13 protein-coding genes are annotated in these 15,194 nt (G+C 39.1%); 6 read left to right on the top strand and 7 right to left on the bottom strand.

From position 1 onward, the window contains the following. Positions 1 to 48 precede the first annotated feature (48 nt). Genes ACOMC3_RS04810 through ACOMC3_RS04800 form a run of 3 tightly spaced genes read left to right on the top strand, consistent with a single transcriptional unit; the run spans position 49 to position 1,818 of the window. Positions 49 to 969, top strand: a complete 921-nt coding sequence (locus ACOMC3_RS04810; RefSeq protein ID WP_420318397.1) for an NAD-dependent epimerase/dehydratase family protein — start codon at positions 49 to 51, stop codon at positions 967 to 969. A 46-nt stretch (positions 970 to 1,015) separates the two neighbouring features. Then, on the top strand, positions 1,016 to 1,375 hold the full coding sequence (locus ACOMC3_RS04805) for an antitoxin Xre/MbcA/ParS toxin-binding domain-containing protein (protein WP_420318396.1): 360 nt from the start codon (positions 1,016 to 1,018) through the stop codon (positions 1,373 to 1,375). Beyond that, entirely contained in the window at positions 1,372 to 1,818 is a 447-nt protein-coding gene (locus tag ACOMC3_RS04800) for an RES family NAD+ phosphorylase (protein WP_420318395.1), read from the top strand. Before ACOMC3_RS04805 ends, ACOMC3_RS04800 begins: the two co-directional genes overlap by 4 nt. Positions 1,819 to 2,028: 210 nt before the next feature. Here ACOMC3_RS04800 and ACOMC3_RS04795 read toward each other — a convergent pair whose 3' ends face one another. From ACOMC3_RS04795 to fahA, 3 genes are read right to left on the bottom strand one after another with little or no spacing between them, the layout of a single operon-like run. After that, positions 2,029 to 2,763: a class I SAM-dependent methyltransferase gene (locus ACOMC3_RS04795; protein WP_420318394.1), complete on the bottom strand. Its 735-nt coding sequence runs from the start codon at positions 2,761 to 2,763 to the stop codon at positions 2,029 to 2,031. 51 nt (positions 2,764 to 2,814) lie between these two features. Further along, entirely contained in the window at positions 2,815 to 3,699 is an 885-nt protein-coding gene (locus tag ACOMC3_RS04790) for a flavin reductase family protein (RefSeq protein ID WP_420318393.1), read from the bottom strand. 59 nt (positions 3,700 to 3,758) lie between these two features. Further along, positions 3,759 to 5,027 (bottom strand): fumarylacetoacetase, encoded by a 1,269-nt coding sequence (fahA, locus tag ACOMC3_RS04785; protein WP_420318392.1) that lies wholly within the window; start codon positions 5,025 to 5,027, stop codon positions 3,759 to 3,761. A 124-nt stretch (positions 5,028 to 5,151) separates the two neighbouring features. On the opposite strand from fahA, the gene ACOMC3_RS04780 reads away from it, so the two are divergent. Further along, entirely contained in the window at positions 5,152 to 7,818 is a 2,667-nt protein-coding gene (locus ACOMC3_RS04780) for a valine--tRNA ligase (RefSeq protein ID WP_420318391.1), read from the top strand. 166 nt (positions 7,819 to 7,984) lie between these two features. Here the strand turns inward: ACOMC3_RS04780 and ACOMC3_RS04775 are convergent, their stop codons facing one another. The 4 genes from ACOMC3_RS04775 to ACOMC3_RS04760 all read right to left on the bottom strand — a co-directional run bounded on the left by ACOMC3_RS04775 (position 7,985) and on the right by ACOMC3_RS04760 (position 13,263). Next, positions 7,985 to 9,964 carry a methyl-accepting chemotaxis protein gene (locus tag ACOMC3_RS04775; protein ID WP_420318390.1) on the bottom strand — a complete coding sequence of 660 codons (1,980 nt, stop codon included), beginning with the start codon at positions 9,962 to 9,964 and terminating at the stop codon, positions 7,985 to 7,987. Between the two features lie 109 nt (positions 9,965 to 10,073). Beyond that, complete coding sequence (locus ACOMC3_RS04770) at positions 10,074 to 11,300, bottom strand: alanine dehydrogenase (RefSeq protein ID WP_420318389.1); 1,227 nt, start codon at positions 11,298 to 11,300, stop codon at positions 10,074 to 10,076. After that, the gene (gene tsaE / locus ACOMC3_RS04765) at positions 11,297 to 11,716 is read right to left on the bottom strand and encodes a tRNA (adenosine(37)-N6)-threonylcarbamoyltransferase complex ATPase subunit type 1 TsaE (RefSeq protein ID WP_420318388.1); all 420 of its coding nucleotides are present in this window, start codon (positions 11,714 to 11,716) and stop codon (positions 11,297 to 11,299) included. The genes ACOMC3_RS04770 and tsaE overlap by 4 nt, the downstream gene beginning before the upstream one ends. Further along, positions 11,713 to 13,263 (bottom strand): PglZ domain-containing protein, encoded by a 1,551-nt coding sequence (locus ACOMC3_RS04760; RefSeq protein WP_420318387.1) that lies wholly within the window; start codon positions 13,261 to 13,263, stop codon positions 11,713 to 11,715. The genes tsaE and ACOMC3_RS04760 overlap by 4 nt, the downstream gene beginning before the upstream one ends. A 45-nt stretch (positions 13,264 to 13,308) precedes the next feature. Here ACOMC3_RS04760 and ACOMC3_RS04755 point away from each other — a divergent pair, with 45 nt between their 5' ends. Both ACOMC3_RS04755 and ACOMC3_RS04750 read left to right on the top strand, forming a co-directional pair. Beyond that, complete coding sequence (locus ACOMC3_RS04755) at positions 13,309 to 14,541, top strand: HD domain-containing protein (protein ID WP_420318386.1); 1,233 nt, start codon at positions 13,309 to 13,311, stop codon at positions 14,539 to 14,541. A gap of 3 nt (positions 14,542 to 14,544) precedes the next feature. Continuing rightward, on the top strand, positions 14,545 to 15,123 hold the full coding sequence (locus ACOMC3_RS04750) for an ABC transporter ATP-binding protein (RefSeq protein ID WP_420318385.1): 579 nt from the start codon (positions 14,545 to 14,547) through the stop codon (positions 15,121 to 15,123). Positions 15,124 to 15,194 lie beyond the last annotated feature (71 nt).

Genomic DNA, 15,194 nt, shown 5'->3' with positions numbered 1-15,194 from the left:
AATAGACAACAGTCGATAGCTAATAAGTCGACATTGGACTTTAATCAAATGAAAGTACTCATCACCGGAGGAGCCGGATACATTGGAACGAAGCTTGTAAAGCATCTTGTTTCTCTACCAGAAATTAAAAGCATTACGATCTACGATAACTTAAGTAAGGGTCATCACAACTTTTTTTTAGGTGAAGAATTTAGGAGTAAGGAGAAAATTCACTCGGTGCGTGGAGATATCCTTGATACTCGGCAGCTAAAAAAGCTAATGCAAGAAACTGATGTGGTTGTTCACTTGGCGGCTATTGTAACTACTCCCTTTGCAAATACAGACCCTCATTTCTACGAGCAAGTCAACCATTGGGGAACAGCTGAAGTGGTGTATTGCGCAGAAGAATCGCCTATTTCAAAGTTTATTTACCTAAGTAGTACGTCTGTTTACGGAGCAAGTGATCTTATTGCAGATGAAACAACAAATCCAGCTCCATCAACTTTTTATGGTATATCTAAGCTTCGAGGTGAAGAGCATGTCAACCGACTGGCTGAAAAGAAGAATGCAATAAATATAAGAGGTGGAAATGTCTATGGCTACAGCAAATCCATGCGTTTCGATGCGGTGATCAATCGATTCATGTTTGATGCAAACTTTACCAATCGCATTCAAATAAATGGCAATGGAAAACAATCCAGAGCCTTTATTCATGTAGATGCATTAGCTGATAGTCTTGCTCAAACTGTGATAAAAGAAGTAGCAAATGGCACTTATAACTTAGTGGATAAGAATCTCCAGATTTTGGATATCGTGGATGTTTTAAAAGAAATATATCCGTCACTTGAGTTTCTTTTCACCAATCAACACATGAATTTGAGGGAGTTGAAAATCAACCCACAAAGCAGGTTATTTGACTTCATCGATCGGTTTGAGACGAAGGATTTAAAAGAAGAATTAGTGGAGTTTAAAAGTAGATTTGCTTTTTGAAACTATTTAGGCAATTTTACGTTACATTAAATGTAATTTTACATTAATGAATAAAGAGTATAGAATAGAAGCGACTGATTCAGCCATAGTGAAAGAAGCTGCCGTTGATTATGGTTTTTCCAGAGATGAAATGGCAGGTATGCTGGGTGTTTCTGAAAAAACCTATTACAACATGATGCAAAAAAACCACCTCGATCCTGAAAGATCCGATCGTTTTCATTTTATACGGCAGATTCTGGTATCCGGAGAAGAAGCATTCGGCTCAAAAGCCAATCTTTTAAAATGGCTTAAAACATCTCAATCAACATTAGACGGATACACGCCTTTGAGTATGATGTCTACCATCACAGGTGCGAACCGTGTTTTACATGTACTTGGTAGAATCAAACACGGAATTACCAGTTGATTGTATTTAGGCTTACACTTCCTAAATATTCCAATGACCTAAGTGGTATGGGAGCAGCGCTCTATGGAGGCCGATGGAACTCGATCGGAAGTTTTGTTCTCTACACTTCACAAACGAGTTCATTAAGTATTTTGGAACACCTGGTACACATTACCGGAGCTGATTCTATAAAATATCTGCTCACTGAAATAGAAGTTACAGGTGGTACAAGTGAAATAAGGGTGGATGACTTACCTGACAAATGGCAAGAAAATGAAAAAATAACTAGCAGAATAGGCGATGAGTGGACAAAGAAGATGTCAATACCCTTACTGAAAGTACCATCGGTGATAAATCCATTAGAGTGCAACTACCTCATCAACCCCAATCACCCGAATTTGAAGATGGAAATCATGAACCAGGAGTGGTTCATTTACGATCGAAGGTTGGTTAAAAACTACTGATGTCAGACTTAAATGGAATTTCACTTAAAAACCTCCCCCTACCCCCTCCAAAGGGGGAATTGTCCCCTTGAGGGGACTATAGGGGTGTTTTTGAGAATTCTGAAAAGCCTATCGATACGTGATTTAAAAGCCTATTTTTCTCGGATTAAGAATTTAGTCAGATTACACTAGTTAAAAACAGCTAAACTTTTAAGTTTTTCAATAGGCGGACTATACTCTCCCAATTCGAGTGAAAATAGGAAAATCAACCTGAAGGATTGTTCCGTCCCATACTCCTTTCAAATCAGAATGAAGCATATCCATTGGTGAGTGACCATTCTTTTTGATGTAATGCTGAACAGCTGACCAGGTACTGATATACCCTATCAACTCATCTAACATCAATGCCTTATTCATCTTAAATGGAGGAGTGTCCTTGATTTCAATATAAGGAAATGGAATTGTCTGATAAGCAGCCTCGATATGGTCTCGTTCAGGATCCCAATAAGGGTGTGTTACGTTCCAGTAAAAGTCTCTGATGATCTCGCCAACTTGACCATCGATTTCAACTAACCCGTATCCAATCAAAGCGATAACTCCCCCAGGTTTGAGCAAACGTTTCACTTCTTGATTAAATCGAGCGTGATCAAACCAGTGAGCTGCCTGTGCCACCGTGATGAGATCAAAGTGGTGAGCAGGGAAATTGGTTTCTTCTGCAGGTTGTTTGGAATAAAAAACATTAGATCGCTGAGTAGCATTACTTAACTGCTTGTCGCTAATATCTGTAGCGTAGACTTTCGAAAAGTGCTCAGCTAGTTTTATAGCTAATTGACCATTCCCTGTCCCACAGTCCCAGCAATTTTTCAAATTCATCGTCATAGAAATGAGATAATCAATCAGCTCTTGAGGATAAACCGGACGAAACCTGGCATAGTCAGCGGATTGGGTGGAGAAGTTGTCTTTCATCTTTAGTCAAACAGTTAAGAATCGACAGTCGACTGATAGTCTGTTGACTAATCAACCCATCATCAAAACCTTCCAGGCTGTATCCACTTCTCCATCATTCAATAGGTCTGCGGCAAGTTTATGAAGCTCTAATTGGATATTTTCATCATCATCAAATGAATCCAGAATTGAGCGAACTTCGGGTTCATTTGCAAAGTCTTTTACTTCGTCTTCTGTTGGAAGTGATTCCACATTTCCAAGCATGCCTAAGTGATTTCCTGTAAGTACAGTACTGGTTCGTATTTGGTCAGGTATTTGGTCTACTCCTATGCCCATGGTTGTCAGAGGTTTGGCTACTTCAAATATAGCATCTCCGCTCGCTCTGGCATACCAATTACCACCCATTCTTGACACCAAATCAATTTTATTTGGGTGGATCTTGCCATTTTCATCCAAAATTTTGTCTGAGATATGCATCAATAAAACCTCACAGATCACAAGCTGCCCGGCTCCACCCTGCTCTCCCAGCGACTTTACTTCAGTCACTTTACATTCAAAAGAAACTGGAGATTCCATTACTCTCGGTGGTTTTACTCTTATAGATTTTACTTCTGTAAAACCCGCTTTTGTAAATTCATTTACACCCTTTTCATACTCAGTACTACTCAGCGACATCTGTTGCACCATATCGTAAGACACCACATTTATTACTACCTCCGTATGCTCTTTCACATTTTCCAATGTGTGTTTGGTTGTATTATCCCTACCCCTTCTTGCAGGTGAGAAAATCATTACCGGTGGATTGGCACTAAATACATTGAAAAAGCTAAATGGACTCAAGTTTACATGGCCATCTTTATCTACTGTGCTTGCAAATGCGATAGGACGAGGTGCTACAGCACTGAGCAAGTGTCCGTGAAGTTCAGGTACAGGTAATTCTTTAGGATCGATTGTCATAGTTTATTATTTAACTACTTCCTCCCCCTACCCCCTCCAAACGGGGATAGTTGAGATTTTTATTTAGCTGGCAAAACCTTTGTACTCACTTCACCAAATCCGATTCGCACACCACCTTTCTCAGCATGCCCCCGCATGATCACCGTGTCTCCATCTTGAATGAACTTTCGTTCTGATCCATCAGGCATTTTGACTGGCTTAGTGCCTTTCCAGGAAATTTCCAGCATCGAGCCATATTGATGATCTTCCGGTCCTGAAATGGTTCCACTACCATACATATCACCTGTTCGAATATTGCATCCATTTACCGTATGATGGGCAAGTTGCTGAGCCATATTCCAATACATGTATTTAAAATTAGATTTTCCTACCACCTTTTCTTCCCCTCCATCTGGCTGGATTGCAACTTCTAAATCAATATTGAAATGTTTATTTCCCTCATACTCAAGATATGGCAGTACGGGTGGATCTTGTGTTGGACCAGAAATTCTAAATGGCTCCAGTGCATCCAATGTCACGATCCATGGTGAAATAGAAGATGCAAAATTTTTGGCTAGGAACGGGCCTAGCGGAACATACTCCCATTTTTGAATATCACGTGCGGACCAGTCATTGAAAAGTACCACACCAAAAATGTAATCTTCTGCTTGATCGGTAGAAATGGATTCTCCAAGTTCATTGCCACCACAGGTGATAAATGCAGTTTCCAATTCAAAATCCAACAGCTTGCAAGGCCCGAAAACCGGTGGTTCATCATCATTAGGTTTTTGCTGACCTTTTGGACGATGGATAGGAACACCAGACTCGATAATGGAGGAAGCCCTACCGTGATATCCAACAGGAATGTGTTTCCAGTTTGGCATCAAAGCATTATCAGGGTCACGAAACATACAACCCACATTAAAAGCGTGTTGCTCGCTGGAGTAAAAATCGGTATAATCGCCAATCTGAACAGGTAAACACATCTTTACTTTGTCTTGATCCACAAGCATTGACCCAACACCATAGTGGCTTTTTAATTCTTCATTACCATCCTGAAGCAATTCAGAGATTCTATTTCTCACAATTCGACCGGTAGGTTTACCTAATAATAAAAAGTCATTCAAATAATCCTTATTAAAAATTCCATCAGGTAACCCAAGGCCATCAAATAATCCATGTGTCTGAACGCCAGCAAGATCGAGTACTTTGTCTCCTATTGCCACAGCGACACGTTTCATTCCCTCTCTTTTTATAATTCCAAAAGGTAAATTTTGAATAGGGAAATCAGAATTTTCTGGTACTTCTACCCACGATTTAAGACTTGGATTATTTGCTGCTATTTCCATTTTTAGATTTTTTATTCTTCTCTGCAAATATGCACGGCATAATTGCTTCTCACAAAGGCGCAAAGAAGAGATAGAGCTACTAACTTTGCGGCTTCAATTTTTTAATAAGACGAAAGCGCACCCAATGAGCATTTCTGCACAATATGACCCAACCAAGGTAGAGGATAAATGGTATCAGTATTGGATGGATCAAAAATTCTTCCATGCCACTCCTAAAACCGGAAAAGAGGCTTACACCATCGTGATTCCCCCTCCCAACGTCACAGGAGTTTTACATATGGGGCATATGCTCAATAACACCATTCAAGATGTTTTGATTCGAAAAGCACGAATGGAAGGAAAAGAAGCCTGTTGGGTACCAGGCACTGATCATGCTTCAATCGCAACCGAAGCTAAAGTGGTGAAGATGCTTCGTGAAAAAGGCATTAAAAAGTCAGACCTCTCCAGAGAGGATTTCCTCAAGCATGCCTACGAATGGAAAGAAAAGTATGGAGGCATCATCCTGGAACAGTTGAAAAAATTAGGTGCATCATGCGACTGGGATCGTACTGCTTTTACCATGGATAAAAATTATCATGACGCGGTTATCAAACAGTTCGTAGATCTTTTCAACAAAGGTTATATCTATCGTGGTTTGCGAATGGTCAATTGGGATACTGAAGCACAAACAACCATCTCCAATGAAGAAGTGATCTACAATGAAGATGGCGAGAAAGCGATTCTCTATCATGTCAATTATCAGATCAAAGATTCCGACGAATTTGTAACAATCGCAACACAAAGACCGGAAACCATAATGGGTGATACGGGCATTGCTGTTAATCCAAAGGATGCTCGTTTCAAACATTTAATTGGAAAAAAAGCGTTGGTTCCATTCATCAATCGTGAAATTCCAATCATTGGAGATGACTATGTGGAATTAGATTTTGGAACCGGATGTTTGAAAGTGACACCTGCCCATGATCCCAATGATTATGAAATTGGTCAGCGACATAACCTTGAAATTATAGATACTATCAACCTAGATGGTACGCTAAATGAAAAGTGTGAGATTGACAAATATGTTGGTCAGGATCGCTTCAAAGTGAGAAAGATGATCGTGAAAGACTTGAAAGAAGCGGGCATCTTAACCAAAGAAGAAGAGTTTGTAACTAAAATTGGTCGCTCCGAGCGAACTAATTCTGTTGTAGAGCCGAAGCTTTCACTTCAGTGGTTCATAAAGATGAAAGAAATCTCCAAACAAGCTCATAATGCTGTGATGGATGATGAAATTCAGCTTTTTCCTCCAAAATTTAAGAATACTTACAATCATTGGATGGAGAATGTACGCGACTGGTGTATTTCCCGTCAGCTGTGGTGGGGTCAGCGTATTCCAGCATATTATTATGGTGAAGGAGAAAATGATTTTGTGGTTGCGGAGACAATAGAGCAAGCGGTAGATGAAGCTAAAAAGACAACTGGCAATAACAGCCTCACGGCTGATGATTTAACTCAGGATGAGGATGTGTTGGATACCTGGGCATCATCTAACCTATGGCCAATCGCTGTATTTGATGGTTTCAATGACAAATGCTTTGATAAGGTTACCGGTAAAATCGACAAGAGCAAAAACGCAGAACTAAACTTCTTCTATCCGACCAATACATTGGTAACTGCTCCAGAAATTTTGTTTTTCTGGGTTGCTCGGATGGTCATTGCCGGGTATGAATACCTGGATGAAAAGCCGTTTGAAAATGTGTACCTAACAGGTATTGTACGTGACAAGCAGAGACGGAAGATGTCCAAGTCGTTGGGTAACTCCCCTGACCCTCTGGATCTGATAAAGCAGTTTGGTGCTGATGGTGTAAGAACCGGTATGTTATTTAGCTCACCAGCAGGCAATGACTTACTTTTTGATGAAAAGCTTTGTGAGCAAGGACGAAACTTCTCTAACAAGATTTGGAATGCATTCCGACTGGTAAGTGGATGGGAAACAACCGATGAAACTCAACCAGAAGTAAATAAGCAGGCCATTACCTGGTTTGAAAGTAAGCTCAACAAAGCGCTGACGGAGCTTGAAGATCATTTCTCTAAGTTTCGTATGTCAGATGCACTGATGACAGCCTACAAACTGGTATGGAACGACTTCTGCAGCTGGTATCTGGAATGGATCAAACCGGAATATGGCAAACCGATTGATGCAGCCACGAAAGCGGACACCATCGAGTTATTTGAGAAAGTGCTGAAGCTATTGCATCCATTTATGCCATTCATTACAGAAGAATTGTGGCATGAATTAAAAGTTCGAAAAAACGGTGAGGCAATCATTGTCTCCGAATGGCCAAAAGCTGCAGGTTTTGATGAGAATATCCTAAAAGAGGCTGATTTACTTTTTGAGATCACTTCGGCAGTTAGAAACATTCGTAGTTCGAAAGGCATTTCTCCAAAGGAAGCTTTTGAACTGACGACCAATGCTAAATCAGTTGGCTCTATTAGTAATGCACTGAAAAAGTTGGCAAACCTTTCAGAAATCAAATCAGGAGAAAAACCAGAAAACTCATTCAGTTTTGTTGTAGGATCAGATGAGTTTTTTGTTCCGGCTTCTGATAATATTGATATCGAAGCAGAGAAAAAGAAAATTGAGGAAGAGCTCAACTATACTAAAGGTTTCATGAAATCTGTAGAGAAGAAACTTTCTAATGAGCGTTTTGTAAACAATGCTCCTGATCAAGTAGTGGCAATGGAACGTAAGAAGTTAGCTGATGCGGAGGCAAAAGTGAAGACCTTGGAGGAGAGTTTAGCTTCTTTATAAACATATATCCCGGCCCTGTGCCGGGATCTTTCAGACATCCCTCCTCCCATTTCGCTCTACCTCCAAATGAGGAATACTACTCAACCTGCGACTGTGTTTTCACTGAAATTTGTAACGCTTTGAGTTTAGAGAATTACCTCTGTAGCATCGGGCACTCATTAAGCGCTTAAGAATCAGAAATCAAATCCTTTTTCAGTACGCCAGTAGAAACGATGGACTCTTTGCGCTTGATTTTAAATCTTCCGGTCTTATCCATCAGGTCATCGGCAATATTGGAAATCGTAATGGATAATGTATGATAATCATCCATGATATCTGATACATGTTTTGCTGAAGTTGCTGCCTGCTCTGCACCTGCTGCTGTTTCTTCAGAAATCACCACGATCTGCTCGATCAGCGAAACGATGTTACGAACATCTTCCGTCTGTTTTTGAGTTGAGTTTACAATGGTATTAGAAATATCAAAGGTTTGATTATAGCTATTCAGTATCTCATTGAATGAATCTTGTGCTTCTTTCACAGAAGTTTCTCCTTCTTTGACTACACCATCCATTTTATTAATAAAAGAGCTAGTCTCACTTGCTGAATGCTGAACATTTGCCACAAGATTTTCTATCTCTTTAACCGAATTCTGGGATTGCTCGGCAAGCTTTCTGATCTCTTGCGCAATTACAGAAAAACCTTTTCCGGCATCTCCGGCCTGTGCAGCTTCAATGGCTGCATTTAAAGCCAATAAGTTGGTCTGTGAGGCAATGCTTTGAATGATATTCAGTATGCCAGATATTTCGGATGAATATTTGGACAGATCATTGATGGATTGAGTGCTTCTCTCAAAGAACTCCAAAATATCATGGATGCTTTCTCCTACCTTGGTGATATCTTTTACCCCGTTTTTACTCTTTTCTACCCCAACAGAAGAAGCTGAATTGATCTCATTGGCTTGTACACTGATACCGCTCGATGCTTTCATAATATTTTCAACCAAAGACGAGGTTTCATTCACTTGCATTACCTGATTTCCGGCACCACTACTAATTTCTGAGATAGCCTGAGACATTTCATTTATCTGCAATTGTACTTTTTCACTATTCTCGTTACTGACATGGGCAATGCTTCGAATGCGTTCTGATTGATCAATTATGTCTGCGATTACCTCCGATACATTATCCAGTGCTATATTCAGATTGTTCGCCAACTCCATTACCTCACCTCTACCATCTTTATTGTATCGTTCTTTTAAATCTCCTTTAGATAGATGCCCCACAATGCGGTCTATCTCCGCAAATGGTACCAAAAGAGAATCAAACAAATCATTGATGGATTCTCCAAGTTTTTTCCATTCACCACTTTGAGAAGAAGTCTCCATTCGGATGCTATAATTCCCTGATTCCACCACATGGGTGATAACTTCCTGAGTTTCAGTAATCGCGTTGATCAAGTTCACCTGCTCCTGCTCCAACGCCTGTCGCTGGGCATCTGACTCTGCATTCTTTATTTCCAAAGCTTGTTTTTGATCAAGGATGTTGCGTTCAAATTTCAAATTGACCGAGACCAATAGATAGAGTTCAAAAATGATAATGAATGAAGTAGCAGTAGTGGCAATGTTATACTTCAATAAAGAGGGATCTTTAAATGGCAAATCTGATACGGGAAGTCCAAGTAGTGATTGGATTTGATCAAAAAACAAATAGCTCAAGAATAAACCAATCGCTGTAATATTGAAAAAAACTCGTTCGCGTTTAAAATCAAAAATGATTGCGGTTCCAATTATAACAGGCCACAAGTGGAGTTTTGTGGTGGGCAAACGCATCATCCCTGGGTCAATTCCTTTTGCAATGAACTGTAAGTTGAAGTAATAGAAAGACAAAATAAGATAGAGCGCAACACCGAAAAGTAGAAACAATCTTCCATACTGATGAAGACCATAACGGATGAGTAAAAAACTAATAACAAGGACTGGAATCAATGATAAAGTTTCAATCGAGGCTTCTGGAACACCCGAAAATATTTGCACCAAACTCAAAGCTGCCAATAAGGGAAACAGGAATATAATCAGGCAATTAGCATAGAAAATGCGGTTCCTAATAATGTCCTCCATTGCATCGTTAGTGCCAGCATAGAGAATTTCTCTTTTAAAAAAGTTCATAGCGTTGTTCTTAATGATAAGCTGTAAGGAGATAAAAAAAACGAAAGTTTAGTGATTCTCCTAAAATTCAATGGAAATTAAACCATTATTTAGAAAACTTTTTTAATTTTTAAATTCTGGCAGCCATAAACAGGCTAATATCCTTGAAAGCCAAATTGAATCTTTTGGCTAAAGCAAGATTTGTAAGGGTTCCTTTGTAAGAATACACTCCTTTTTGTAACCATGGATGCGTATAGATCATTTCATCAAAACCACCACAATCTCCCGCTTCTAATAGAATTGGAGTGAAGATATTGGAAATAGCCAAAGAGGCGGTCCTTGCAACTCTTGAAGCTATGTTTGGAACACAATAGTGAGTGACATCATGCTTTACATAGACTGGTTTCTTGTGATTTGTTAATTCTGAAGTTTCGATACATCCACCTTGATCAATGCTGACATCAATAATAACGGAACCTGGTTTCATACTCATCACCATATCTTCAGTTACCAGCATCTTGGTTCTTCCTTTCTCAAAACGAACAGCTCCAATTAAAACGTCTGCTTCTTTCACTTCCTTATCGAGTAGTGCCTCATCGTAGGTTGAGGTAAATATCTCCTGGCCTAATGAGTGCTTTAGTCGACGCATTTTATAGATCTGATTGTCAAATACGCGAACTTCAGCTCCATGTCCCAGAGCGGCGCGTGCTGCAAATTCTGCAACTGTACCGGCACCTATGATCACAACTCTTGTAGGTGGTACACCTGTAATTCCTCCTAGAATTATTCCACGACCATTATTTGAGCTACTTAAATATTCAGCTGCTATGATCATTACGTTACTGCCTGCTATTTCGCTCATTGCTCTTACCAGTGGCAATCCTCCCACTTTGTCCTGAATGAATTCATAGCCGATTGCAATGAGTTTTTTCTTATTGATGGCCTCTAAATAGGCAGAATTTTGTTTCCCTGCCTGAAATGCGGAAATAAGTGTACTTCCGGGCTTCATCAATTCAATCTCTTTTATAGTAGGCGGCTCTACTTTTAGAATGATGTGAGATTCAAAAACTTCTTTGGCGCTATATGCAATTTTTGCTCCTGCTTCGCTGTACTCTTGATCAGAGAAATTGGCTGATTCCCCTGCACCCGATTCTATTAAAACTTCATGACCATTAGCTACCAAAACCCCTACAGATGATGGTTTAATAGGCATTCGCTTTTCCTGATCTGCTATTTCTTGAGGTACACCAATCTGAAGTGTTTGATGCTTCTTTGAGATTTTGGCAGGTGCTTCCTGTGGATAGAGTGTCTGTTCCTGTGCCAACTTCGCAAATCCGGATTTAGAAGTTTCGTTCATTTAGGTTGTGCAATTAGTGATCGGGTGTTATCTCCTACTAATTTAATGCTTATTTGCAGGTATTCATCAGGTAAAAGTCGTTCAATGATAGCAGGCCACTCTAATAAGCATAGATTTCCTGAATACAAATAATCCTCAATTCCAATGTCAATTGCCTCCTCTTCGTCCTTTATACGATAAAAATCGAAGTGATAGATTTCCTCTTGTTTGCCTGATAAATATTCATTTACAATCGAAAATGTAGGTGAGCTCATTTCATCTTCCACTCCAAGTTCTCTACATATTTGTTTTATCAATGTGGTTTTACCTGCCCCCATTTCTGCCTCAAAACACCACACCTTAATATTTCCGAAATTACTGATCAGTTTGCGAGCCACCTCTTGCAGCTCCTCCTCATTATAGTTAGGTATGGTCATTTATTGGAAAGGGTAATAAAAGGAATCATTATTTCTTCCATAGAAATACCTCCATGTTGGAATGTGTCCTTATAATGCCTGGCGTAATGATTATAGTTATTTGGATAAGCAAAAAAATGATCTCCCATCGCAAAGGCATAACTTGAACTCACGTGCATTTTGGGTAATCCCAACTTCTCAGGCTCACGCGTAAAAAAGACGGAATCTTCATCAAAAGCCAAATTTTTTCCGACTTTGTATCGAAGATTTGTATTAGTTTTTCTATCCCCCACTATCTTTTGAGCCTTATTGACTCGAATGGTTCCATGATCAGTTGTTATAAAAACTTTCACCTTATGGTTAGCAAGCATCTTGAGCGTATCGTAAAGTGAGGAGTGCGTAAACCATGATTTGGTTAAAGACCGATAAGCCGATTCATCAGGGGCCAATTCTCTGATCATTTGCATGTCTGTTCGAGCATGTGAAAGCATATCCACAAAATTGAATACAATCGCATTTAATGCATTACTCATCAGGTTTGTAATACTTTCACTGAGTTGCTTACCTTCTTCTGCTCTCAATATTTTATGATAGCTGAACTTTTCCTGAATACGATTGCGAGCCATATTGGCTTCCAGTAATTCAGCTTCTCTGAGATTTTTGCCGTCATCCACTTCTTCATCAACCCATAAATCTGGAAATCGTCGAGAGATTTCTAATGGAGTCATGCCTCCAAATAATGCGTTTCTTGCATATGATGTAGTTGTAGGCAAAATGGAGTAATACATTTCTTCAGATTCTACACTGAACATCTCCGCAATGTCTGGTTCAATGATTTTCCATTGATCATACCTCAAATTATCTATTACGATTAGAAAAACCGGCACTTCTCCTATCTCTGGGAAGACCTTCTGCTTTAATAAATTATGTGACAGTAAGGGTCGGTCAATGTCAGGATCTGTGATCCACGACTCATAATTATTCGTTATGAATTCTGAAAAATTTCCATCAGCTTCTACTTTTTGAGCACTAAGCACCTCTACCATGCTTTTATCTTCCGTATCGTCAATTTCAAGCTCCCAGTAGACCAATTTCTTGTAGATCTCCATCCAATCATAATGATCATCAGCATCCATTACACTCATCGCGAGCTGCTGGAATTCCTTCTGATATCCAAGATTAGTCTTCTCAGAGATTATTCGTTTGTTGTCAAGGATTTTCTTGACTGAAAGTAAAATCTGATTTGGATTAAGAGGTTTTATAAGATAATCGGCAATTTTTGCCCCTATTGCTTCCTCCATAATTTCCTCAGCTTCATTTCGGGTAATCATTACTACTGGAGTATTCGGATGTGTTGATTTGATATAATTGAGTGTTTCCAAACCACTCATTCCCGGCATATTTTCATCGAGAAAAACTATGTCAAAATAATTATGATCAATTTGTTCAAGCGCATCCGCTCCACTATTGACTGGAGTAAGCTCATAGCCCTTCTGCTCTAAGAATAAAATGTGAGGCTTGAGCAACTCTATTTCATCGTCCGCCCATAAGATTTTAAATTGCTGCATTAATTCAGTTTTGGCATTCCTTTGCTAAGTAAATCACAAACGTTGGTGAACAAAAAGAAAATTCTAAATGATCCTGTTTACGGATTCATCAATATACCCAACGATCTCATTTTTGACATCATCGAGCATCGTTATTTTCAAAGGTTGAGACGAATAAAACAACTTGGTCTAACAGATCTGGTCTATCCTGGTGCATTACATACACGATTTCACCATGCACTTGGTGCAATGGATCTTATGCGTAGGGCTCTAAATTCCCTGCAGGATAAAGGAGTTGATATTTCTGATGAGGAGCGAAAAGCAAGCATGCTGGCAATTTTACTCCATGACGTTGGCCATGGACCATTTTCTCATACACTCGAGTTTTCATTATTTAAAGGTGTCCATCACGAGCTTGTTGGTAAATGGATGATGGATCGATTGAATAAAGAATTTGAAGGGCAGCTTGATTTGACATTGAAAATCTTCCAGGATCAGTATGAACGATCATTCTTCCACCAATTGGTCTCTAGCCAATTGGATATCGACAGGCTCGATTACTTAAAAAGAGACTCATTTTTTACCGGAGTATATGAAGGCGCCATTGGCTCTGAGCGAATCATTAAAATGTTGAATGTCTTTAACGAGCAATTAGTGGTTGAAGAAAAAGGTATTTACAGCATAGAAAACTTCCTTAGTGCAAGGAGACTGATGTACTGGCAAGTTTACCTCCACAAAACAGCCGTAAGTGCTGAGGTGATGCTTATTGAGTTAATCAAACGGGCAAAAAATCTTACTCAGATAGGTGAAAAGCTAACAGCAACGCCTGCTTTGAAAATATTCTTAGAAAGAAATATAACGATGACAGACTTTGAAGAAGACCCGGATATTTTAGAAATATATGCTTTACTGGATGATAGTGATATCTGGGGATCCATAAAGTTTTGGCGAGATCATTCAGATGTTATATTAAGAACATTGAGTGAAAAATTATTGGATCGAAAGCTGTTAGGTATTTCTTTTTCAAATGATCCAATTGGCAGGATTGTCACTGACGATCTTATTCATAAAGCCTCAAAGTTGTATAATGTTAACGAAGAAGATGCCGCATACCTTGTAAAAACCGGGTCTGTTAGTAATTCAGCCTATATCGCATCCGGACAATCCATTAAAATATTGAGAAAACATGGAGACGTAGTTGATGTAGCTGATGCATCTGACCTTCCTAACATCAAAGCAATGAGTAAAATTGTAACAAAACATTATTTATGTGCTCCAAAAGAACTTCTCCATACTTGATTTATGATTTTGAAAGGAGAAAATATCGGAAAGAAGTTTGGTAGAAATTGGATCTTTAGAGACCTCAATTTTCAGCTCAATGTGGGCGAAAGAATAGCTATTGTAGGAAAAAATGGAGCTGGTAAATCCACTCTTCTTCAGATAATGGCTGGATTTCTAACACCAAGCAAAGGAACGGTTCTGGTTGATGAACAATCAATAGACGATTCAGATATCCAAATTTCATTCATTGGTCCATATACAGAGATTATTGAAGAATTTACTCTTAATGAGTTTCTGACCTTTCACAATGGATTTAAAAAAAACATTGTTTCAATTGAAGAAATGGCAGATTCTGCATCGTTACCACTTGATAAGGCAATTAGTGAATTTTCAACAGGAATGAAACAACGTACTAAACTTCTGACGTGTTTCTATTTTAAAAATGACATCATTTTCATGGATGAACCAACCTCAAACCTAGATGAAGAAGGAGTAAGATGGTGGGAAAATGGCCTTTCAAGTCTGAAAAATCAATTAATAATCATTGCATCGAACGATTTGCATGAAATATCTATGTGTGATAAGAAGATTAATCTCTAAAAAAATTGTGCTCAGCGAATAATTTCAGTGGGATTTTAGAGTTTAGTAGGTATAAATAACAAAAAGTCCTA

This window comes from Ekhidna sp. (assembly GCF_965212185.1).
GTDB lineage: Bacteria > Bacteroidota > Bacteroidia > Cytophagales > Cyclobacteriaceae > Ekhidna.
This window is presented reverse-complemented; position numbering and strand designations above follow the sequence as displayed.